This window comes from Rhodobacteraceae bacterium M382, from assembly GCA_025141015.1.
Lineage (GTDB): Bacteria > Pseudomonadota > Alphaproteobacteria > Rhodobacterales > Rhodobacteraceae > Aliisedimentitalea > Aliisedimentitalea scapharcae.
The window spans coordinates 3,924,419-3,947,796 of sequence record CP081098.1; the positions used below are offsets into that span (position 1 = coordinate 3,924,419).

Annotated in this window: 18 protein-coding genes; 12 read left to right on the forward strand and 6 right to left on the reverse strand. The window is 58.3% G+C overall.

The window, feature by feature from the left end:
- The first annotated feature begins 231 nt into the window (after window positions 1–231).
- From K3727_18180 to K3727_18205, 6 genes are read left to right on the forward strand one after another with little or no spacing between them, the layout of a single operon-like run.
- Window positions 232–1,272 (forward strand): rod shape-determining protein, encoded by a 1,041-nt coding sequence (locus tag K3727_18180; GenBank protein UWQ90669.1) that lies wholly within the window; start codon window positions 232–234, stop codon window positions 1,270–1,272.
- Between the two features lie 44 nt (window positions 1,273–1,316).
- A complete protein-coding gene (gene mreC / locus K3727_18185) occupies window positions 1,317–2,246 on the forward strand; it encodes a rod shape-determining protein MreC (protein UWQ90670.1) in 930 nt (309 codons plus the stop codon).
- Window positions 2,239–2,778, forward strand: coding sequence for a rod shape-determining protein MreD (locus K3727_18190; protein UWQ90671.1), 540 nt, complete (start codon window positions 2,239–2,241; stop codon window positions 2,776–2,778). The genes mreC and K3727_18190 overlap by 8 nt, the downstream gene beginning before the upstream one ends.
- Before the next feature lie 10 nt (window positions 2,779–2,788).
- Entirely contained in the window at window positions 2,789–4,732 is a 1,944-nt protein-coding gene (gene mrdA / locus K3727_18195; protein ID UWQ90672.1) for a penicillin-binding protein 2, read from the forward strand.
- The gene (gene rodA / locus K3727_18200) at window positions 4,729–5,868 is read left to right on the forward strand and encodes a rod shape-determining protein RodA (GenBank protein ID UWQ90673.1); all 1,140 of its coding nucleotides are present in this window, start codon (window positions 4,729–4,731) and stop codon (window positions 5,866–5,868) included. Before mrdA ends, rodA begins: the two co-directional genes overlap by 4 nt.
- A gap of 25 nt (window positions 5,869–5,893) precedes the next feature.
- The gene (locus tag K3727_18205; GenBank protein ID UWQ90674.1) at window positions 5,894–6,826 is read left to right on the forward strand and encodes a glyoxylate/hydroxypyruvate reductase A; all 933 of its coding nucleotides are present in this window, start codon (window positions 5,894–5,896) and stop codon (window positions 6,824–6,826) included.
- 159 nt (window positions 6,827–6,985) lie between these two features.
- On the opposite strand, the gene K3727_18210 is transcribed toward K3727_18205, so the two are convergent.
- Window positions 6,986–8,998 carry a M3 family metallopeptidase gene (locus K3727_18210; GenBank protein ID UWQ90675.1) on the reverse strand — a complete coding sequence of 671 codons (2,013 nt, stop codon included), beginning with the start codon at window positions 8,996–8,998 and terminating at the stop codon, window positions 6,986–6,988.
- A 126-nt stretch (window positions 8,999–9,124) separates the two neighbouring features.
- Between K3727_18210 and K3727_18215 the strand changes: the two genes are divergently transcribed.
- A complete protein-coding gene (locus K3727_18215) occupies window positions 9,125–10,333 on the forward strand; it encodes an aminotransferase class I/II-fold pyridoxal phosphate-dependent enzyme (GenBank protein ID UWQ90676.1) in 1,209 nt (402 codons plus the stop codon).
- A gap of 147 nt (window positions 10,334–10,480) precedes the next feature.
- On the opposite strand, the gene K3727_18220 is transcribed toward K3727_18215, so the two are convergent.
- Window positions 10,481–11,521, reverse strand: coding sequence for a HesA/MoeB/ThiF family protein (locus K3727_18220; protein ID UWQ90677.1), 1,041 nt, complete (start codon window positions 11,519–11,521; stop codon window positions 10,481–10,483).
- Between the two features lie 627 nt (window positions 11,522–12,148).
- Between K3727_18220 and K3727_18225 the strand changes: the two genes are divergently transcribed.
- From K3727_18225 to ccmI, 4 genes are all read left to right on the forward strand, one after another.
- Complete coding sequence (locus K3727_18225; protein UWQ90678.1) at window positions 12,149–12,733, forward strand: 3'-5' exonuclease; 585 nt, start codon at window positions 12,149–12,151, stop codon at window positions 12,731–12,733.
- Between the two features lie 202 nt (window positions 12,734–12,935).
- Window positions 12,936–14,927 carry a heme lyase CcmF/NrfE family subunit gene (locus K3727_18230; GenBank protein ID UWQ90679.1) on the forward strand — a complete coding sequence of 664 codons (1,992 nt, stop codon included), beginning with the start codon at window positions 12,936–12,938 and terminating at the stop codon, window positions 14,925–14,927.
- A gap of 8 nt (window positions 14,928–14,935) precedes the next feature.
- Window positions 14,936–15,403, forward strand: coding sequence for a cytochrome c-type biogenesis protein CcmH (locus tag K3727_18235; protein UWQ90680.1), 468 nt, complete (start codon window positions 14,936–14,938; stop codon window positions 15,401–15,403).
- Window positions 15,400–16,809 (forward strand): c-type cytochrome biogenesis protein CcmI, encoded by a 1,410-nt coding sequence (gene ccmI / locus K3727_18240; GenBank protein UWQ90681.1) that lies wholly within the window; start codon window positions 15,400–15,402, stop codon window positions 16,807–16,809. Before K3727_18235 ends, ccmI begins: the two co-directional genes overlap by 4 nt.
- Window positions 16,810–16,938: 129 nt before the next feature.
- Here ccmI and K3727_18245 read toward each other — a convergent pair whose 3' ends face one another.
- From K3727_18245 to K3727_18260, 4 genes are all read right to left on the reverse strand, one after another.
- A complete protein-coding gene (locus K3727_18245) occupies window positions 16,939–18,207 on the reverse strand; it encodes an ABC transporter permease subunit (protein UWQ90682.1) in 1,269 nt (422 codons plus the stop codon).
- On the reverse strand, window positions 18,204–19,010 hold the full coding sequence (locus K3727_18250; GenBank protein UWQ90683.1) for an ABC transporter ATP-binding protein: 807 nt from the start codon (window positions 19,008–19,010) through the stop codon (window positions 18,204–18,206). The genes K3727_18245 and K3727_18250 overlap by 4 nt, the downstream gene beginning before the upstream one ends.
- Before the next feature lie 133 nt (window positions 19,011–19,143).
- Window positions 19,144–20,133 carry an ABC transporter substrate-binding protein gene (locus K3727_18255; GenBank protein UWQ90684.1) on the reverse strand — a complete coding sequence of 330 codons (990 nt, stop codon included), beginning with the start codon at window positions 20,131–20,133 and terminating at the stop codon, window positions 19,144–19,146.
- A 278-nt stretch (window positions 20,134–20,411) separates the two neighbouring features.
- Entirely contained in the window at window positions 20,412–21,692 is a 1,281-nt protein-coding gene (locus K3727_18260) for an FAD-binding oxidoreductase (protein UWQ90685.1), read from the reverse strand.
- Between the two features lie 272 nt (window positions 21,693–21,964).
- On the opposite strand from K3727_18260, the gene K3727_18265 reads away from it, so the two are divergent.
- On the forward strand, window positions 21,965–23,362 hold the full coding sequence (locus K3727_18265; protein UWQ90686.1) for an aminotransferase class III-fold pyridoxal phosphate-dependent enzyme: 1,398 nt from the start codon (window positions 21,965–21,967) through the stop codon (window positions 23,360–23,362).
- Window positions 23,363–23,378 lie beyond the last annotated feature (16 nt).

Consider the following 23,378-nt stretch of genomic DNA (forward strand, 5'->3'; position numbering starts at 1 on the left):
GGCCGCCCCGCTGTTCCGTCCTAACGGGGGTCATCGCCCGGGACTGGAGATGACGCAAGGGTGAAGATGTCCCTCGGGGCGAACAACCGGCCCGTTTTCCGGCGGATTGACGCCGATTTACGTCCGCCAAGGCCTTCCCCATTTCCCCTCTGGTGCCTATAAGGACGACGGACCGCTTCGTGGGGACAGAATCGCGGGCCCAAACCTAACATCTCTGGGATCGGAAACCTCATGCTGGGAAAACTGGGCGGTCTTTTTACGTCTGACATGGCCATTGACCTTGGGACTGCAAACACCCTCGTATATGTCAAAGGCCGGGGTATCATTCTGTCTGAACCATCGGTTGTTGCCTACCACGTCAAGGACGGCGTCAAAAAGGTTCTAGCTGTTGGTGAAGATGCCAAGATGATGCTGGGGCGCACCCCCGGTTCCATCGAAGCCATCCGCCCAATGCGCGAAGGTGTGATTGCCGATTTCGATACCGCCGAAGAGATGATCAAGCATTTCATTCGCAAGGTGCATAAACGGTCGACCTTTTCCAAACCTAAGATCATCGTCTGCGTCCCCCACGGCGCGACTCCCGTTGAAAAACGTGCAATCCGTCAATCGGTTCTCTCGGCAGGTGCGCGTCGCGCCGGTTTGATCGCAGAACCCATTGCTGCTGCAATTGGTGCCGGCATGCCAATCACCGATCCAACCGGTAACATGGTTGTAGATATCGGCGGCGGGACCACCGAAGTTGCGGTTCTGTCGCTGGGCGACATCGTTTACGCCCGGTCAGTCCGCGTTGGCGGCGACCGTATGGACGAAGCAATCATTTCCTATCTGCGCCGTCAACAGAACCTGTTGGTTGGGGAATCTACCGCCGAACGCATCAAGACCTCGATCGGCACCGCGCGGATGCCCGATGATGGCCGTGGCCAATCGATGCAGATCCGTGGCCGTGACCTGTTGAACGGCGTACCCAAGGAAATCGAAATTTCCCAGGCCCAGGTCGCCGAAGCGCTGGCCGAACCGGTTCAACAGATCTGCGAAGCCGTTATGACCGCGCTGGAAACCACACCGCCCGATCTGGCCGCCGACATCGTGGATCGCGGCGTCATGTTGACAGGCGGGGGCGCGTTGCTGGGGGATCTGGATCTGGCCCTGCGCGAGTCAACCGGTTTGGCCGTTTCGATTGCTGATGAATCGCTGAACTGTGTGGCGCTTGGCACTGGCAAAGCGCTGGAGTACGAAAAGCAGCTGCGCCACGCAATTGACTACGACAGCTAAGACGCGCACCCTTCGGGCTGACTGATCGCGTCGAAAGGAGCCTCGTGGCCAAGGACCGCTCACAGCGAGAAGACTATGCAACCCCGCTGCGCCGTTTGCTGATCGGGGTGCTTTGCTTGTGTCTTGCCGCGATCTTTGTCGTGTGGCGGATTGATAGCCCACGGGTTGAACGGTTCCGCGCACAGGTCATCGACACAGTCGTGCCCAATATGGATTGGGCCATGGCCCCGGTCACCGGGATCATAAATCTGATTCGTGATTTTCAGTCCTATCAACGGCTTGCCGAACAGAACCGCGAATTGCGGTCCGAGTTGCGTCAAATGCGGGCATGGAAAGAAGCGGCGCTTCAGTTGGAACAGGAAAACGCGCGCCTGCTGGATCTGAACAACGTGCGCCTGGATCCACGGCTGACATTTATCACCGGGGTGGTGATGGCCGACAGCGGCTCTCCCTTCCGTCAATCCGTTCTCCTGAACGTCGGGGCCCGCGATGGCATCCGGGATGGGTGGGCCGCGATGGATGGGATCGGGTTGGTTGGTCGGATTTCCGGCACAGGGCGCGATACGGCCAGGGTCGTATTGTTGACCGATGCAGCCAGCTCTGTTCCTGCGCTCATTCAGCCCTCCGGGCAAACAGCCTTGATCGCCGGGGACAATACTGCGGCACCAGTCATAGACTTCCTGGAAAACAAGGATCTGGTGCGCCCCGGTGACAGGGTCACGACATCAGGCGACGGTGATGTCTTTCCCGCCGGCCTTTTGATTGGCCAGGTGGCTGCCGATCCCTCAGGGCGGTTGCGGGTGCGCCTGTCGGCCGATTTCGAGCGGCTCGAATTCCTGCGCGTTCTGCGTCATCACGGTATCGAATCCGTCACCGACCCTGGCAATGTGGTTGCGCCTGACACCGCAGTTCCATCACCGGAGCAACGCCCTGAAACAACCGGTGATGCGCCCACGGGAACCGGAAATGGCTGAGCTGATGACATCACGCAACTGGCTGATGCAAAGCGTTTTTCTGACCCTGTGCATGTTGGTGATCTTCTTTCATCTGTTGCCTCTGACCACCCTGCCCGCCCGTTGGCCTGCACCTGATCTGCTGATCTGCCTGGTCTTTGCCTGGGGAATGCGGCGACCTGATTATGTGCCCGTTCTGCTCGTGGCTGGTGTGATGTTGATGGCCGACCTTTTGTTTCATCGCCCACCCGGCCTGTTGGCCATGCTGGTGGTGTTGGGCAGCGAATACCTGCGTCGTCAAACTGCGGGGCTGCGCGATGCCAGTTTTGTCGGCGAATGGCTGTCCGTGGCATTGGCTATCGCGGCGATCACCGTGCTCAACCGCCTGATCCTGACCTTAATGGGGGTGGATCAGGCCGCGTTGGGTCCTATTTTGATCCAGATGTTGATGAGTATCGCGGCCTATCCCGGCGTGGTTCTGTTCAGTCACTTCCTGTTGGGTGTTCGCAAGCTAAGCCCGTCGGAAACAGATGCTCAGGGCGGATTGAGATGAGAGGCCAGAGATGAAACGTAATCCCCGTGATCTGGAGCATTCTCACAAGATTCTGAATCGGCGCTCGCTGGTGCTGGGCGGCCTGCAATTGGCCTTTGTCGGTGGTCTGGCGGCACGGATGCGGCACCTGCAGGTGGATCAGGCCGACCAGTTTCGCCTGCTGGCCGAAGAGAACCGGATCAACATCCGGTTGATCCCTCCTGCGCGCGGCGAAATTTTCGACCGCAACGGAGCAGTGTTGGCGCAAAATACACCATCCTACAGGATCACCATGGTGCGCGAAGACGCCGGTGACGTTGAAAAGGTTATCGCCAATCTGCAAAAACTGGTGCCGCTGGACCCCGAAGATCTGGAACGGGCCATGGCCGAAATGCGTCGCAGCCCCCCGTTTCTGCCAATCACAATCGCAGACCAGATCGGCTGGCACGACATTTCCCGCGTCGCGGTCAATGCGCCAGCCCTGCCCGGGGTCACCCCCGAAGTCGGCCTGACACGGGTCTATCCGCAGATGGAAGATCTGGCACATGTGGTCGGCTATGTCGGCCCCGTATCCGATTACGATCTGTCCAAGATCGAAGACCCGGAACCGATCCTTCGCATCCCGCGGTTTCAGATCGGCAAGGTCGGGTTCGAAGCCAAGAGCGAAGACATGCTGCGCGGCAAGGCCGGTGCCAAACGGGTCGAGGTCAACGCCACCGGGCGGGTCATGCGCGAACTCGACCGCCGCGAAGGCCAGCCCGGTGCCGACATGCAGTTGACCATCGACACGGATTTGCAATTCTATCTTCAGGCCCGGTTGGGCAACGAAAGCGCCGCAGCCGTTGTCGTCGATTGCGAAAGCGGCGATTTGCGTGCCATTGCCTCTTCGCCCAGCTTTGATCCCAATCTGTTCGTACGCGGCATTTCTGTCGCTGACTACCGCGGCCTGACCGAAGACCCCTATCGCCCGTTGGCCAACAAGACGGTTCAGGGCACCTATCCACCCGGATCAACCTTTAAGATGATCACTGCGTTGGCCGCATTGGAGGCTGGCATCACAGGCACCGAAGAAACCGTTTGGTGTCCTGGCCACCTGGAGGTATCGGGCCGCAGGTTTCATTGCTGGAAGCGCGCCGGACATGGTCACGTTGACCTGTTGAACTCGCTCAAGCAAAGCTGTGATGTCTACTATTATGATCTTGCGCTCAGGGTCGGGATCGACAAGATTTCGGATATGGCCAAACGGTTCGGACTGGGCGTAAAGCACAACCTGCCGATGTCTGCCGTCGCGCGGGGGTTGGCCCCGAACAAAGCATGGAAAGAGCGTGTGCATGGTCAGGACTGGCTGATCGGGGATACCGCCAACGCGTCAATCGGACAGGGCTACATGCTGGCATCCCCCCTGCAGCTGGCCGTGATGACCGCGCGGCTCGCGACCGGGCGCAGTGTCACACCGCGTCTTGTGAAATCCATCAATGGCGTCGAACAACCAGACGGCGCAGGCGAATCTTTGGGGGTCAACGAAAACAACCTGCGCACCCTGCGTCGGGCCATGTATGCCGTCAGCAATGACCGACGTGGCACCGCCTATCGGTCACGCATCATTGCTGATGGTTTGCGCATGGCGGGCAAAACCGGCACCAGCCAGGTCCGCAACATCACGGCCGCCGAACGCGCCGCCGGGGTGATCCGGAACAAAGATCTGCCGTGGGAACGCCGGGACCACGCGCTCTTTGTCGGCTTTGCGCCGTTTGACGATCCGAAATACGCGGTCAGCGTGGTTGTCGAACATGGCGGCGGTGGATCCACGGCAGCCGCCCCCATTGCCCGCGATATCATGCTTCAGGCTTTGTACGGCGAAACCCCGCCCCTGTCAGCCTATCCCAAAAAGGACCGCAGCCACATTCAGGCGCAACAGGAACGCCTGCAACGCGAAAGCCCGCCGCGAAAAGCAGACGGAAGCGACCGCGCATGAGTTATCTCGAGTATAACGCCAAATATACACCCAGCGGGCTGCGCAAGATCCTGTATCTGAACTGGGCATTGCTGTTGTTGTTGGCTTCGGTGGCCGGTGTCGGTTTCCTGATGCTCTATTCCGTAGCTGGCGGTTCATTCAGCCCCTGGGTCGAGCCCCAAGTAAAACGGTTTGCATTGGGAATGTTCGTCATGCTGTTCGTGGCGATGATCCCGATCTGGTTTTGGCGCAATGTTTCAGTGGTGGCCTATCTGGGATCACTGCTTTTGCTGTTGGCTGTTGAATTCTTTGGCACAGTCGGCATGGGGGCCCAACGCTGGATCGACGTCGGTTTCATGCGATTGCAACCGTCTGAGTTGACCAAGATCACATTGGTGATGTTGCTGGCCGCCTATTACGATTGGCTCCCCCCGAACAAGACATCACGGCCGCTGTGGGTTCTGTTGCCGGTTCTGATGATCCTGCTACCGACCTTCATGGTGCTGCGCCAACCGGACCTGGGGACCTCGATCCTGTTGCTGGCGGCTGGCGGAGGGATCATGTTTCTGGCCGGGGTGCATTGGGCCTATTTCACGGCCGTTATCGGCGCGGGCATCGGGCTGATCACTGCCGTGTTCAAAAGCCGTGGCACCGATTGGCAGCTGCTCAAGGATTACCAATACCGCCGCATCGACACCTTTCTGGACCCCTCAACGGATCCTCTGGGTGCCGGCTATCACATCACCCAATCCAAGATCGCGCTGGGTTCAGGCGGCTGGACCGGGCGCGGGTTCATGCAAGGCACCCAATCGCGGCTGAACTTTCTCCCTGAAAAACACACGGACTTCATCTTTACCACCCTGGCCGAAGAATTCGGCTTTCTCGGCGGGATTTCCCTGTTGTCACTCTATACGCTGATTATCGTTTTCTGCGTCGCCGGTGCCCTGGCTGCGCGGGACCGGTTTTCGTCGCTGGTGACCTGGGGGGTGGCGATAACTTTTTTCCTTTTCTTTGCCGTGAATATGTCCATGGTCATGGGGCTGGCCCCAGTGGTTGGCGTGCCATTGCCAATGGTGTCCTATGGCGGGTCGGCAATGCTGGTTCTGCTTGCAGCCTTTGGACTGGTCCAAAGCGCGCATGTTCACCGTCCTCGCTGACCCTCACTTTCGGAGCAATCTCCCCATGACTGCCAACATCCTGTTCTCGGCGCGCGCCGCCCTCTGGCCCATTTATGAACCGCTGATCACCCGCTACCTGACCAAAGCCGGGATCTCTTTCAATCTCGCCACGGATTTTCCAGCCGACCAGGTCGATTACGTCATTTATGCGCCTGATGGGGGGATCGCGGACTTTACGCCATTCACCCGGCTCAAGGCTGTGCTCAGCCTTTGGGCCGGAGTGGAAAAGATCGTTGGCAACAAAACCCTGACCATGCCACTGGCTCGGATGGTCGATCACGGTCTTGCCGATGGCATGACGGAATGGGTTACCGGCCATGTGCTGCGCTATCATCTGGGGATGGATGCGCAAATCGTCAATCCGAACCACGATTGGGTCTTTGCCCCTGCACCCCTGGCAAAAGATCGCAAGATCGCCATCCTGGGCCTAGGTGCTCTGGGCGAAGCATCGGCCCGTGCCTTGCGGACACTAAATTTCCAGGTTTCGGGTTGGAGCCGCTCGCCAAAGGAGATTGAGGGTGTGACCTGCCATCATGGGGCCGACGGCCTGAGCCTGGCGTTGAACGGAGCGGACATCGTTGTTCTGCTGCTTCCCGATACACCGGCAACGGAAAACATTCTGAACGCTGACACTTTGGCATTGCTGCCCCGTGGCGCGCGGATCATCAACCCCGGGCGCGGCCCGCTGATCGACGACGACGCCCTCCTTGCGGCTTTGGAGAGTGGACAGGTCGGCCATGCGACGCTTGATGTCTTCCGGGTCGAACCGCTGCCTTCGGAACATCCGTACTGGGCACACCCCAATGTAACAGTGACACCCCATATTGCGTCGGAAACCCGCCCGGTCACTGCTGCACAAGTGATCTGCGAAAACATCCGGCGCGGCGAGAACGGCGAACCTTTTGTTCACCTTGTTGATCCCGATCTGGGCTACTGAGCCTCGACGGCGCGTGACAAGACCAGGGGCGTTGCCCCCTCTGGCCTTTCAGGCCATTCACCCCCAAGGTATTTTTACCAGAAAGAAGCAGCCGCGTGTTCCGCTTCTTTCTGGTTCAAAATACCTCCGCCGGAGGCAGCGCCCGAAACGGGCGCTTTTTCATGCGACCAAGCCACGCCCTTTGAGCAAGGCCTGAACACCGGGAAGACGGCCACGGAAGGCGACGTACAAGTCGGCAGGATCGCGTGATCCTCCAGTGGATAGAATGTTATTCTCCAGCGCTTGGGCCCGTTCCGCGTCAAATGGGCCACCGGCCTCTTCGAAGGCGGAAAAAGCATCGGCGTCCATCACTTCGGACCACATGTAGCTATAGTATCCCGAACTATAGCCATCCCCGGCAAAGACATGCGCGAAATGCGGGGTGGCGTGGCGCATTGTGATCGCATGAGGCATGCCAATCTCTCTGAGAACCTGAGCCTGTTTGAGCATTGGATCATCCGGCGCAGGTCCGCGATGAAAGGCCAGATCGACCAAGGCCGAGGCAACATATTCCACCGTCTGAAATCCCATATCAAACGTCGAAGCGCCCAGAACCTTGTCCAGCATGTCTTGTGGCATCGGCGCGCCTGTGACGGCATGGGTGGCGAATTCCCTCAGGACCTCCGGCACCTCCAGCCAATGTTCGTACAGTTGGCTGGGCAGCTCGACAAAATCACGCGCGACCGACGTTCCGGAAATGCTCTCGTAGGTCACATTCGAGAGCATTTGATGCAACGCGTGGCCAAATTCGTGAAACAGGGTGCGCGCATCATCATAGGAGAGCAACGCCGGTTCGCCCTTGGCAAAGTTGCACACGTTTATCACCACGGGCGTTTGCGGTTGCGGAAATTTGGCCTGTTGGCGCATTGCCGAACACCAGGCGCCGGACCTTTTCGAACCGCGTGCAAAATAGTCGCCTATAAAAACAGCCACGTGTTCACCATGGCGTGTCACCTCCCAGGCGCGGCAGTCGGCGTGATATAGAGACACGTCAAGTGGCGCAAATTCCAACCCAAAGAGCCGATTGGCGCACGCAAAACATGCCTCGATCATCCGATCGAGTTGCAGATAGGGTTTCAGTTCGGCTTCATCCAGATCATGTTCCGCCTTGCGCCGTTTTTCAGCGTAGTAGCGCCAATCCCAGGGTTCCAGTTCGCCGTTGATCCCATCGGCATGCATCATTTCGGTCAGGACCTGCGCATCCCGGTCGGCCTGCGTCTTGGCCGGGCCCCAGACATCCATCAACAGTTGCTCGACCGCCGACGGTGTCTTGGCCATTTCGGTTTCCAACTTGTAGTCTGCAAAGCTGTCATAACCCAGCAGTTGCGCCCGTTCCTGGCGCAAGGTCAGGATTTCTGCAGCAATCGCACGATTATCGGTCTTTCCCCCATTTGCCCCACGCGCAGCCCAGGCATTGTAGGCGGTTTCCCGCAGGTCCCGTCGGGATGAAAACTGTAGGAAGGGGGTGATCAGGGACCGAGACAAGGTGATCACAGGCCCGCCCACATCCTTGTCTGTTCCAGCTGCACGGGCTGCATCGACAACAAACTGCGGCAGACCTTCGAGATCGCTTTCCGACAACGCCATGAACCAATCACGCTCGTCTGCCAGCAAGTTTTGCGTGAACTCGGTGCCCAACGTCGCGAGTCGGCCCTTGATCTCTTGCATACGGGTGTCATCGTTTCCCGTCAGCGCCGCACCACCCCGGATAAAGCTGCGATGGGTCAGCATCAAAACCCGCTGCTGTTCGTCGGTCAGATCCAGTGTCCCACGCTGATCCCAAACCGCCTGAACCCGGGTGAACAGCGTCTTGTTTGCAGTGATCTCCGAAAAATGCGCCGCGAGTTTGGGGGAGAAGTCCCGTTGCAATGCTTGGCGGGCCGGGTTGCTGTCAGCCCCTGCAACCGTGAAAAATACCGACAGGGTCTGGTCCAGCCCCTGAGACGGAGTTTCCAGCGCTTCGATCACATTGGCAAAGGTTGGCGGTTCAGGATTCTCTGCAATGGCGGAAATCTGGATCTTGTGATCGGCAAGAGCCTGATCCAGCGCCGGGGCGAAATCATCATCTGAAATCTGGTCGAATGGAGCGATCTGAAATGGGGTGTCCCAGTCGGACAACAGCGGGTTGGTCATGCAGAAAAATCTCCTTTGGCCCCTGACATTGTGGGCGACGCTAACGGCAAAGGTGGGGGGTCGCAATCAGGCTTGCAAGGGTGATCAGAGATGACCAGTGTATCGCGAAATAGTGAGGAGGGTTTCATGGCCAAGGGCAACGTTTTTCAAGGCATTCAAACAACGGCGATTCACGCGGGTGAAGGCCCCGATCCGACGACTGGTGCTTCGGCACCTCCGCTGCATATGTCATCGACCTTTGTGACAGAAAATGTCGCTGGGTTTTCCGCCCATGACCTGGCGGAAGACAGTGCCTTTCTTTATGCCCGCTGGTCCAATCCGAATGTCGCGTCGCTGGAGGCAAAAATCGCCGCGCTTCAAGGAACTCAAGCCTGCCTTTGCACCGCGTCGGGCATGGCAGCAGCGACAGCGATTTTCCTGACCTTCCTGTCGGCCGGGGATCATGTGATCGTGTCGGATGTGTCCTATGCGGGCGTGGCCGAGCTGGCGCGCGATACCCTGCCCCGACTGGGCATTGAAGTGAGCACCGTGAACCTGTCAGATCTGGCTGCGGTCACGGCGGCGGTACGCCCAAACACGCGGCTCATTCATTCGGAATGCCCGGTGAACCCGATTCTGCGGCTGACTGATCTGGCCGCTGTGTCCAGGATTGCCCATTCGGCAGGGGCGTTGCATTCATGCGATGCGACCTTTGCCTCGCCGCTTGGTATGGATTCCCAAGCTCTGGGGATTGATTTGGTGATGCATTCGATCACCAAATACATCGGGGGTCATGGCGATGCAGTTGGCGGTGCGGTGGCAGGGTCCGCCGAGCTGATTGCAAAGATGCGGTTGGAATCAGCGATACACCACGGTGGTATCCTGTCCCCCTTTAACGCCTGGCTGATTGCCCGAGGGATGGCGACACTGCCGCTCAGGATGAAAGCCCACGCATCCGGCGCTCAGGCCGTGGCCGAATTTCTGGAAACACATCCCAAAGTAACCCAGGTCATGTATCCAGGCTTGTCCTCGCATCCTCAGGCTGAACTGGCCCAGGCGCAGATGTCAAACACCTCGGGTATGATCAGCTTTCAGGTTGGAAGTGCAGCCGTCGGCCGGGCCACTGCCCAGCGGATGATCGACGACCTGCAGGTGATCCACTATGCCGTATCATTGGGCCACCATCGGTCATTGGTGTTCTGGATGGAAACCGCAGGGCTGATGGAGACGTCCTTTCGTCTGGATCCAACCCAGGAGGAAAGCTATCGGAGTTTTGCTGGAGATGGTATTTTCAGGCTGTCCATTGGTCTCGAAGATGCCGAAGACCTGATCGCTGACCTTGACCGTGTTCTTTGAGAACCCAGCGTAGGGTGCGTGCTTGCACGCACCGATCAGACGATGGGCTCCCGCCCCCGGTCAGGCATCAAAGATGCCTTTCCCGGTGTTGGGCCACGCCGCGCGCCATCGGCGCGCGGTGCCAGTTCCGCCGTCAGCGCCCTCTTCTCAACCGCTGCCACATACAGGGCAATCCGCGCGCGGGGCCAGGCGGATCTTGCGGGTTTCTCCATACAGTCCGTCATAAATCAGCATCTCGGCCCTCAGCACCGCTCCTGCCCCTGTGATCTGCTTGATCGTCTCGACGGCCATCATCGACCCTATCACTCCGGGTAGTGGACCGATCACGCCTGCCTCGGAACAGGATGGTGCCAAACCGGGTGCCGGTGCTTCTGGGAAGATACATTGATAGCAGGGGCCGCCCGCACCGGGATGGAACACTGACAATTGCCCTTCCCACTGGGACAATGCCCCGGATATCAAAGGCTTACCCAAATTCACCGCTACCCTGTTCGCCAAATATCGGGTTTCGAAATTATCCGTCCCATCCAGAATCAGATCATACTCCGCAAACAGCTCTGCCGCGATCTCTTCACTCAGACGCCGGTGATAGGGTTTGACTTCCACATTTGGGTTTTGCGCTTCCATGGCGGCTTTTGCCGAAAACACCTTTGGTACGCCGATATCAGCGTCGCGATGAATGACCTGTCGTTGCAGGTTGGCGTTTTCGACCTCATCGTCGTCAATGACCCCAATGGTACCGACCCCGGCCGCAGCCAGATACTGCAAGGCTGGCGCGCCCAAACCACCTGCTCCGATCACCAAGACGCGCGCCTGTTTCAGCTTTTTCTGTCCCGGGCCGCCAATTTCGCGCAGCACGATATGGCGGGCATAACGGTTGAGCTCTGTTTCCGAAAAGGTGCCTGTTTTTTGTGTCACGGTCTGTTCCTTTGGCTGTGCCCGGGCCCTCAGCGCAGCAACCAGCCGCGCGTATCCGCCGGCCACAATGCCACAGCCCCCCAGGATCAGCCAGAGCGCTGCCGATCCCCCGGTGGCCTGACGCAAACCGCTTTCGGGCGGCAAAACCAGATGGATAGACACCACTGCAAAAAACAGCACGATCAACAGCAACACGCGCACAACCCGGCCAAAACCGGCAAAGGCTCCACCCCACCAGATCAGCGCAGCAGTCCCCAAAACCAGTATCATCGACGTCCTCCAGCCAAGCCGAAACCAGCCGCGATGTGCTCGGCACCCCCCGATATATCAGCCGCGTCGAACGGGGCCTGTTCGGCAGGGTATGCAATCAGCCCCGCACACCCATCTCCCTGTGCGATCCCACAGGTCTCGTGTTTGGCATTCGGTTCGATCCGCCCAGAACGAGCTGTATTACATGGCGACACCAGGAGATCTGCTGTGCGACTGATGGGGTAATCCACGTGGTTGCGCCTTTTCTGTCTGTTTCACTCCCGCACGACACGACTGTGCCCAATGCTGTCTAAACGGTCTGCTCCTTATCTAGAAGAGAACACATGGTATGCAACGTGCAAATATGGAGCCATTTGGAGAGGGCCGTGTCCTGCCACAAAAAGAGCTCCGCCCGGCATCGCAGCCCATCGCTCTTGTCAAAGGATCACAGCCATCAATCCATACAAGCAAGCAAGCTTTGAGCCTGCACGAACCGGATCTCCCTTTTGGTGCCCAACCTCGCTATTCGGGTCTTGTCTTTGTGGGCACCCAACGGCAGGCTTCTATCACCCTCAGCGCAAGGCAGGACATGTCCGGACCCGACGTACAACTTGGCCGCGCTATCGTGGCAGCAGCAAAGGCAATGCAATGACCACCCCGATTCCTGACGGCGACTTTCGGTTCATCGCGCTGGACGTGGAAACCTCCTGTGCGGACAGTGCCAGCATTTGTCAGATCGGGCTGGCCTGCGTCGGAGCGCTCGGGACCATCCAGAGCTATACGACCCTGGTCGACCCACAGCTGCCCTTTGCTCCGTTCAATGTCGAACTGCACGGAATCGGCGCAGACACGGTGTGCGGGGCACCGACCTTTGCCCAGATCTGGCCGCAGCTGCTGCCGCTCCTGACCCGTCATCCACTGGTTCAACACAGCCGATTTGACGAAAAGGCAATCGCGGCGGCCTGCAAGATGCACGGGCTGGCCAGCCCCCGCCTTCAGTGGAGCAACAGTGTGACCATTGCGCGAAAGGCCTGGCCCGAGCTCAAGGGCAGCGGTGGTCACGGGTTGGCCAACCTCAAAGAGGTTCTGGGTCTTGTGTTCAAACACCATGATGCCGGCGAAGATGCCCGCGCTGCGGCGCTGGTCACCCTGCAGGCCGAACAAAAAATTGGTCGGTCGTTTGCTGAAATCACCGGCCACCGGCATGGGTTTCAGCTGTCCTTTCAGTTTTGAGACCTGAAATCCCGGCGGCGCTTCCCATCCGATTTCCAGCGGCCTTGGGCACAGGAAAGACCTGAATCCTTCCCCGCTCGAATAAACAGGCGGCTTGACTCATCTCAAGGCCCCCTTTGCTCGCTCCAGATATGACCGCTGCCAACGAAGACCTCCGTCAGGCTGCGGCCGACGCATAATCTGACCATTCGGAGCAACGACCATGATCGTCGAATTTGGCCATTTTGCCCTGTGTGTGGCGTTGATCGCCGCCATCGTGCAATCGGTGATCCCCCTTTGGGGCGCACAACGGGGCAATACCGCAGCCATGCGGGTTGCCGACACTGCCGCCCAGATCCAATTTCTGGGCGTTGCCATTGCCTTTGGGGTTTTAACACACGCATTTGTGACGTCGGATTTCTCTGTCCTGACCACAGCGTTGAATTCCCATTCCGGCAAACCGATGCTGTACAAGATCACAGGTGTCTGGGCCAACCACGAAGGGTCGATGTTGCTGTGGGTGCTGATGCTGGCGCTGTTCGGTGTTCTTATTTCTGTCTTTGGGCGCATAATACCCGTGGCGATGCGCGCCACGGTTCTGGCGGTTCAGGCGATGATCGGTGTGGGGTTCTACGCGTTTATCCTGCTGACATCGAACCCGTTTGAACGCCTGCCTATGCCGCCGATGGATGGACAGGGGATGAATCCGTTGCTGCAGGATCCCGGCGTCGCTTTTCATCCGCCGCTTTTGTATCTGGGTTACGTTGGTTTCTCGACGGCCTTTTCCTTTGCCGTAGCTGCGCTGATCACCGGCCGGGTCGATCCGGCCTGGGCCCGTTGGATGCGGCCCTGGGTGTTGCTGGCCTGGTCCGGGCTGACCGCTGGCATCGCTCTGGGGTCCTGGTGGGCCTACTATGAACTCGGCTGGGGCGGGTTCTGGTTTTGGGACCCGGTCGAAAACGCATCCTTCATGCCGTGGCTGATCGGAACTGCTCTGTTGCATTCCGCCATCGTGGTGGAAAAGCGAAATGCCCTGCTGAAATGGACCATCTTGTTGGCCATCCTGACGTTTTCGCTGTCGTTGATCGGCACGTTCCTGGTGCGCTCGGGCATTTTGACCTCGGTTCATGCTTTTGCCACTGACCCCGAACGCGGTGTGTTCATCCTGTTGCTGCTGGCCATTGCCATCGGCGGCGCGCTCAGCCTGTTTGCCTGGCGCGCACCCGCGATGGAAGATGGCGGTGTCTTTGCCATCTGGTCGCGGGAAACCGGCCTGCTGGTCAACAATCTGCTTCTGTCGGCGGGCTGTGGCATCGTCTTTGTCGGGACCATGTACCCCCTGGTGCTGGAAGTGGTGACCGGCAACAAGATTTCGGTCGGGGCACCCTATTTCAATCAGGCATTCCTGCCGGTGTTCGGTGTCGTGATGCTGGGAGCAGGAATTGGGCCATTTTTGTCATGGAAACGGGCGCGAAAGCACGATGTTTTCCGTCGCGTTGCCATGACCACTGTCCTTTCGGCCGCTCTGACGGGTCTATTGGCCGTCGTTCTCGGTCTGTTGGACCCTGCAGGCCTGTTCGGTGCCTTTGTGGCGTTGTGGCTGGCTATTGCGACCTGTCAGGACCTCCTGCATCGTTCCGGCTTTCCCGGCGTGCCGCTCGGCATTCTGTTGCGCCGAATGATCGGATTGCCCCGTTCGGCCTGGGGAATGTACCTGGGGCATCTGGGGCTTGCCATAGCAGCAGCCGGTGTTGTTGCGGTGTCTGTGTGGAAGGTTGAAGTCATCCAATCAGTAGAACCCGGCGTGCCTATGCCTGTCGGAGCCTATGAATTCACCCTCCAAGGGGTCTCGGAAACCCTGGGACCGAATTATGAGGCGCTCACGGCCACGATTATCGTCACCCAAGACGGTGCTCCTGTCACCACTTTGCACCCGGAACGGCGCTGGTATCCGATTGAACAAAAGCCATCGACCGAGGCCGGAATTGTGACGCTTTGGCACGGTGACCTCTATGGTGTGCTGGGGGATCCCGACGGTCAGGGCGGTTGGGTCACACGGTACTATTATAATCCAGGGGTACCTTGGATGTGGTTGGGCGCTCTGCTGATCACCTTTGCCGCACTTGTGTCCCTGACCGACCGGCGGCTGCGTATCGGAGCTCCATCCGGCAAACGCAACCGGCCCGCCCCCCCTGCTGTACAACCTGCCGAATGAGGCCCGCAATGACCCGCTTTCTGACCTTCATTGCCCTGATACTGTCCCTCGCCACCGGCGCGCTGGCGCTGGATTCCGAGGAGATGTTCACCGACCCCGCACAAGAGGCCCGCGCCCGAGATATCGGTCGCCAGCTGCGGTGTCTGAAATGCCGGAACCAATCAATTTTTGACTCCAATGCCGGCCTGGCGCGGGACCTGCGCATCGTGGTGCGCGAACGGATGGATGCAGGGGACAGTGATCAACAGGTGCTGGATTACGTTCACGAACGCTTTGGTGACTTTGTGCTGCTGAATCCTCCGGTCTCGCCCAAGACATACGCGCTGTGGGCCGCGCCGGTGCTGTTGGTGCTGATGTCCATCGCCGGGGCCGCTGTCTACCTGCGCCAACGCCCGACACTGCGAACCTCTAGCGGGGCCTTGTCTGACGCAGACCGCGCCGAAGCCCGCAAGCTGTTGAAGGGGGATCAGGCATGATGTTCTGGATCGTCATTACCACGACTGCCATCGCCGCCGGGTTTTGGATCGCATGGCCATTTCTGCGCGCCAAGCCGGGCGAACTGTCTGGCGTGGACGGCGCGCTGTCGATCTATCGGGATCAGATGAAAGAAGTCGATCGAGATCGTGCGTCCGGCTTGATCAGCGCCACTGAGGCCGAAGCCGCAACATTGGAAATCGAACGCCGGGCGCTGCATGTGTCACGACAGAATGAACGAGCTCTGGTTGCGTCACGCGGCGCACCTATGGCAACGCTGGGCCTGACCGCCGTCACAGCGATTTTGGGCTTGGCGCTGTATGCCGGATTGGGCGCGCCCGACGCCCCCGACCAACCATTGGCGGCGCGGGCCGACGACATCCTGCACCAAAAAGCCGAAGCCGGCGACCTGCGCAGCAGCATTCAATTATTGGCGCAAAAGGCCGAACAGGATCCTGAGAATCTGGACGCCTGGGTTCTGTTGGCACAGTCCTATGCTGTGATCGGGGATTACGCCAAATCGCGCGACGCCTATGGCAAAGCTTCCGATCTCGCCACTGATCAACCCGAAATCCAATCGGCCTATGCCGAAGCCATCGTCTCTGCCAACAACGACGTGGTTTCCGCCGAGGCCAGGGAGCTGTTTTTGCAACTGGCCCAGGATTTCAACGACCCACGGGCCCATTATTATCTGTCTTTGGCCAAGGCACAGGCACAGGATTATCAGGGCGCATTGGTTGGCTGGGTCACCTTGCTCGACTCCTCTGATCCATCTGCACCCTGGGTGCCTTTGGTCCGTCGCGACATCGTTGATGTGGCCCGGACCATCGGAGCGGATCTGCGTCAGATCCTGCCCGATGCAACCCCTGCCGAAATCAAAACCGCCCAAAACAATGTGGCGTCCGGACCGGCTCTGAGTTCTTCGGCAGATATCGCCAATCTCGTGAACCGTCTTGCCAAAACCCCCAGGGATTTCAAAGGCTGGATCGAGCTCGCCCGCCTGTATGTCGACAGCAATGATCCGGATGCGGCCCGGGACGCGTTGAACACCGCACGGGTGGAATATGCCAATGCCCCGTTCGTCAGCCGCAAGATTGACGAGGCCGAGCAAGCCCTGGGTCTTGCACTTAACAAGGGGCCGGACGCAGCCGCAGTGGCTGCGATGTCAGAGTTGAGCCAGGGTGAACGTGATCAGATGATCGACGATATGGTCGCGGGGCTGGCCGACCGCTTGCAGGATGATCCCATGGATCTGGACGGTTGGGTCATGCTGGTGCGCTCCTATGCGACATTGGGTCGGGATGAACAGGCAAAACAGGCGTATAAAACCGCATTGGCTGTTTTCGAAACTGACACGGTTTCCCTGGCCACATTGAAAGAGGCTGCCGGACAGTTGGTCCAGCGCTGAATACGCAATCGGGGCCCGACACGTATCGAAAGTCAAATGTCATGCGCTTTGGCCGATCATGGGGCCAGGCGAAAAGTAAACAGGCCGGGGAAACCCCGGCCTGTTGTCATTTCTATGGTATAGCGGCTGTTACGCTTTGCCTTTCCACGGCACCATGAGACGCTCCATCCAGCGCATCAGCATATCGATGCCGAACCCGATGACACCAATCAGGATTATCCCCATGATGACGATATCGGTGTTCTGGAACTTGGAAGCGACCATGATCATCATGCCAGCCCCCTTTTCGGCGGCCACCAGTTCAGCAGCCACAACTGTCCCCCAACAAACGCCCATGGCGACGCGGGCTCCGGTAAAGATTTCCGGCAGCGAGTTTGGCATGATCACATAGCGCATGATCTGCACTTTGCTGGCACCCAGGCTATAGGCCGCGTGGACCTTGGAAATATTCACGCCGGACACACCCGAACGGGCAGCAATCGCCATGATCCACAATGCGGCCAGGAACAACAGGATGATCTTGCCCGCTTCACCGATCCCGGCCCAGATGATGACCAGCGGGATCAACGCAAGCGGTGGCACCGGGCGCATGAATTCGACGATCGGGTCGAACCATCCACGGAACCAATTGGACAACCCCATGGCATATCCCAATGGGATACCGACCAAAGCCCCCAGAACGAAACCCATCACAACGCGCATCAACGAAAAGCCGAGATGTTCCAGAAGGGTGGTATCGCGGAAACCCTCGGAGGCAATTTCAGCCAGCCGGACGGCCACGTCTTCGGGGGCCGGCAACCAGATCGGCTCCATTTGCCAGCCTTTGTTCGGTTCAAAGTTCAATGTCCCCTTGGGCGACATTCCAACCCGTCCAAAATCGGTTTCGACCGACCCACCCGGTGCAATTGGTGTTCCGTTGACAGCGACGACTTTTGCGCCTTCGCTGCGGCCAATTTCGTCATTCTTGTCGACCCGGATCAAACCACTGCGCCACATTCCAATGGTGGCACTGTCGTTCTTGGCCCAGCCGTCACCGGGGTCGACTTCGGGTTTGTCCACCTGCTGATCGACGGGATGCACCAACACCGTCACCGTGGCGGTGTCGCGGTCACCATTTTCTGCCTGCGCGGTATATTCAAAGGACGCTTCGCCCTCGAACGGACCCGGAGCATGCAAAAAGCCAGGCAGCAGGGTTGAGCCGGTAAAGATCCCCCACATGACAAAGATGGTCACGACCGAAATGACACTGGCCACCCGGTCAGAGACAACCGCGCTTTCATCACCAAAGGTCACGGTCTTGAGCGACGTGTAGTCGTGTTTGGCGGTGCGATGCACCAGGAACTTCACAATATAGAACGCACCGATAAAAATCGCAGCATAAAGGAGAAACGGTATCATTGTGCGGCCTCCGTGCGTCCCATGATTTCTTCTTCCATGTCCCAGATCATGCCCAGGATCTCATCGCGTTTGACGGCAAAATCAGGATGTTTCTTGACTTCACGCAGATCCTGCCCGACGCCCATATCAGCAAACGGCAGGTTATATTCCTTGTGAATGCGCCCCGGGCGTGGCGCCATGACCAACAGGCGTTCGCCCAACAACAGCGCCTCTTCGACCGAATGGGTGATCAGGATAATGGTCTTGCCGGTTTCCTTCCACAGTTTCAAAACGAGCGATTGCATCTTTTCCCGGGTCAGCGCATCCAATGCGCCCAACGGTTCGTCCATCAGGATCACATCGGGATCATTGGCCAGGCAACGCGCCAACGCCACCCGCTGCTGCATCCCGCCAGACAGTTCGTAAACGGCCTTTTCCTTGAAGTCCTGAAGCCCGACCACATCCAACAGGTGATCGACAATTTCGACCTTGTCGAGTTTCGGCATTCCCTTCATCGACGGGCCGAAACCCACGTTTTCACGCACGCTCATCCATTCAAACAGGGCACCTTTTTGAAACACCATGCCGCGTTCGGCATCCGGGCCGATCACGCGGTGGCCGTTCATGACGATCTGACCTTCGGTCGGTGCCAGGAAACCGGCCAGAATATTCAATAATGTCGTCTTGCCGCAGCCCGAAGGGCCGAGCACGCTCATCAATTCACCTTCTTTGAGATGCAGGGAGACATCTTTCAGCGCCTGAACCGATCCGCCATTGGGCAGATCGAAACGCATCGAGATGTTTTCTATGGAAAGTCCAGACATACGGGCGACCTCGCGCGTTGTATGTTATCATTTTCGGACAGCTGGGAACGGCGGTGTGCCCCGGCTGTGCAGGGAAGTGGTGACAAAAAGGGCGGGGTTCGTCGCGAACGCCCGCCCAATGTGCAATCAGCGATTACTGAGCCGCGCCCAGAGGACCGGCGTTCACAGCGTTTTCATAGCTATCCAGCGCCGAATCAATCGACCCGGCGGTCACGAACACGTCAGCCACACCCTTCATGAATGTCTGAGCGTTGCCACCCAGCCACGTCTGCGACAACTGCTCTTCGACGCCCGGGAATTTCATGGTCGAAATCGCGCTGCGCGCCGAGTCGATGTCCATGCCGGATTCCTTGGCAATCACGGCCAGCATCTCGTCGCCACCGGCACCCGAGTTCCACTTTTCGTTGGCAGCCGCTGTGACGCTGAGGAATGTGGAAACAACGTCGCTGCTTTCGGCGACAAACCCTGCAGGGGCCGATGTCACGTCAAACACCAGGATACCCAGTTCTTCTTTTTCCGCACCAGTCAAAAGCGTGTTGCCATGCTCCTTCATGCGGCCCAATCCGCCGCCATAGCCACAGGCAAAATCGACGGCACCCTGGGCCAGCGCAGCTGCGCCTTCTGGGGGTGCCATGTCAACGATGTCCAGCGACGCCAGATCAATTCCAAAGTGGTCCATCTGGCGCAGGAAGCCATAGTGGGCCGCAGTTCCCATTGGAACAGCCACTTTCTTGCCCGCCAGTTCGCTGGCCGAATCTTTATCCACTTCCAAATCGGCACGTACGACACAGTTGTCATTTTCCGAGTAAGACACCGCAACGTCGAGAACCTGGATGTCCTGACCAGCGCTGGCCGCGACGACGAAAGGCGGCACACCTTGGCTGACCGAAATCTGAACGTCGCCCGACGCCATGGCCGCGCTCATTGCTGTGCCGGTTTCAAAGCTGACCCAGTTCACTGTCATTCCCAGAGCTTCGTCATAGGATTTGTCGGCTTTTGCCGCCAGGAAAGGCATGGGCCATTCCAGGAAATACCCAACAGTCAGCTCTTCGGCGACGGCCGCCTGCGCCGTGACGGCTGCGGCGGCTGCAAATGCGAAGCTCTTGATTTTGTTTTTGATCATCTTTTTCTCCCAGTTGATCATTTTGGACAGCCCCTTTCGAGCCCTGCCCAGTCGTGTTTTTTAGGATTAAGACCCCGTGAGATCCAGTTCCCTTTATTTTTTTGACGGTTATCCCGCTCTTAGGCTGCGACACCCTGACTTTGGAGTCCAGAGACTTGATTGAATTCAAACTGCATGGCAGCTGCTCAATTTGCTCCGGGCCAAGGGTTGACCCAAACAATGTTCATGGTTGGGCTGCTACGATACTCCCAGTTTCACTCCCCGACTAAGTCCAGATTTCAATCTGCTTCCAGTTTATCCCGAACCCGCATCAATCCCATAGCCAAACCAGCGCCTCTGACCTGGATGTCACGGAACCGATAATTGCGCATGCCGGTAACCGGGAACGGCAGGCTTTCGGCACCTGCGCCCAACGCCCGCTGGGCAAGAACCTTGCCCATGACAAGAGACATCGCGACACCACGGCCATTATAGCCCAGCCCCGCAAAGATCCCCGGTTCCGGTTCGTGCAGATGCGGGACATGATCCGATGTCAGCGCAATTTCACCCCCCCAGCGATATGTCCATTTGACCCCCTTGAGGCTGGGAAAGATCCTGGGGGCATCTTGCAGCAGCCACCTGAAGCCGCCTGTGCCACCGAAAGGTTTACGAAACCCGATGCCCCCGAACACCATTTGGTTACCAGTTTCGCGACGGGCGTACATGATCAGACGCCGGGTATCGGAAATCGTATGTCCTTGGGCCAGAATCGGACCGATTTGATCGTCGCTCAAAGGTTCGGTCGCGATCTGAACCGGTGTCAGCGGCAGGATTGAACGTTTCAATCCCGGGATCAGATCATCGGTATACCCATTGGTTGCAACAATGATTGATTGCGCGCGCACCTGACCCTGATCAATATTGAGTACCCAATCAGCACCTTCACGGCGTGGCTGGCTGGCTCTGGCCCCCTCTATGATGCGCGCTCCGGCGGCAACGGCGGCGGCGGCAAGCCCGTATACCAGAGACAGCGGTTGGACTGCACCGCCTTTGGGTGACAACACAGCCGAGCCATATCCGGACGCTCCGGTCAGACGCTGTACATCCGTTTGCCCCAGAAATTCGAATCCAGCACCGAAAGCGTTCCACAAACGCGCGGCCTTTTCCCAGGCTGTTCGGGCCTTGTCGCAGTGATTACACCGAACCCATCCATTTTGGCGCGCATCACATGCAATTTGATATTTCCGCACCAGATCAAACAGATCATCAGCCGAGCGCAAAGACACGTCTGCCATCCGGTCAAAATAAACATCTCCCACGGCGCGGCGCAAATCTGCGGGATAGGTCACTGGCAACATCGGATTGACTTGCCCTCCGCTGCGCCCGGATGCACCATATCCCAAGGTTTCCGCCTCGAGCACGATCACATCGGTTCCGGCTTCGGCCAATTCCAACGCCGCGCGCAGACCTGTAAAGCCGCCACCAACAACCAGAACGTCACAGCACAGATCTCCACTGGCTCCCAGACCGATTGGGGGTTTGGGAGCCGTGACCCGCCACAGTGAATTGACGTCCATCATTCTCACCCTCATCGCAGTTTTATCTAACCTGTCGCCCGTTTGCTGGTCTGCCAAGCTCACACTCTGTCCAGGTGGTCATGAAATTTGATCATTTTTATCAAACCTATTTATTTTCAGCATCTTATGATTTTCCACCCTCGCTCTGGCGTTACGGGATTTGGGAATCTGGCCCTATATTCCACCACGGTTTCCATGTGTGGTGACTTATCGCAAATAGCCCCGGTCAGCGGGGGCGCGCGCAAAGCGTCTCATATAGAATGAAAGGACATGTCATGGACGGCACGTTCAACGAAAACGATCTTTCCCGCGTGGTCGAAGCCGACAAGGCTCACCTGTGGCACCACCTGTTCCAGCACAAGGCGCTGGAAACATCGGATCCCCGCATCATTGTCGAAGGCAAGGACATGCGCGTCTGGGATCAGAACGGCAAGGAATTCCTGGATGCCGTTTCAGGTGGCGTCTGGACCGTCAATGTTGGCTATGGCCGTGAATCCATTGCCAAGGCCGTCTACGAGCAATTGATGAAAGTGTGCTATTTCGCCAACTCGGCCGGTTCGATACCCGGATCGCTGTTTGCGCAAAAGCTGATCAGCAAAATGCCCGGCATGAGCCGCGTCTATTACACCAACTCCGGGTCCGAAGCGAACGAGAAGGTGTTCAAGATGGTGCGCCAGATCGCGCACAAGCGTTATGGCGGCAAGAAAACCAAGATCCTGTATCGCGACCGCGATTATCATGGTTCGACTCTGGCGACCATGTCGGCCGGTGGGCAGGACGAGCGCACCGCACAATATGGCCCGTTTGCGCCCGATTTCGTGCGCGTGCCCCACTGCATGGAATACCGCAAGCACGAATTGGGCCTGGAAGACCTATCCGGCGAAGCCTTTGGCCAGGCCTGTGCCGATGCCATCGAAGAGGTGATCCTGCGCGAAGGTCCGGAAACTGTCGGCCTGCTGTGTCTGGAACCGGTGACGGCCGGTGGTGGCGTGATCGAAGCGCCCGAAGGGTATTGGGAGCGGGTCCAGGAGATCTGCAAGAAGTACGACGTGCTGCTGCATATCGACGAAGTGGTCTGTGGTGTCGGCCGCACCGGCACTTGGTTTGGTTATCAACAGTACGGTATCAAACCCGACTTTGTGACCATGGCCAAAGGTGTGGCGTCCGGTTACGCCGCGATTGCCTGCATGACCACCACCGAAGACGTCTTTGACCTGTTCAAGGATGACGCCTCGGATCCGATGAACTACTTCCGTGACATCTCGACGTTTGGGGGCTGCACTGCCGGCCCTGCGGCTGCTTTGGAAAACATGCGCATCATCGAAGACGAAGACCTGTTGGGCAATTGTGCCAACATGGGTGATCGGATGATGGGCAATCTTCAGGCGCTCATGGAAAAGCACAAGGTGATCGGTGACGTGCGTGGCAAGGGCCTGTTCCTGGGGGCCGAGCTGGTCGCAGACCGGTCAACAAAAGAACCTGTCGCAGAAAAGCTGGCCCAGCAGGTTGTGGCCGAATGTGGTGCCCAAGGCGTCATCATCGGTGTGACCAACCGCTCGATCCCGAGCCGCAACAACACCCTGTGCTTCAGCCCCGCGCTGATCGCGACGGCTGATGACATCGACAAGATCACGGATTCCGTTGATGTCGCCCTGACCCGCGTCTTCGGGTAACCAAGACGTTGCCCTC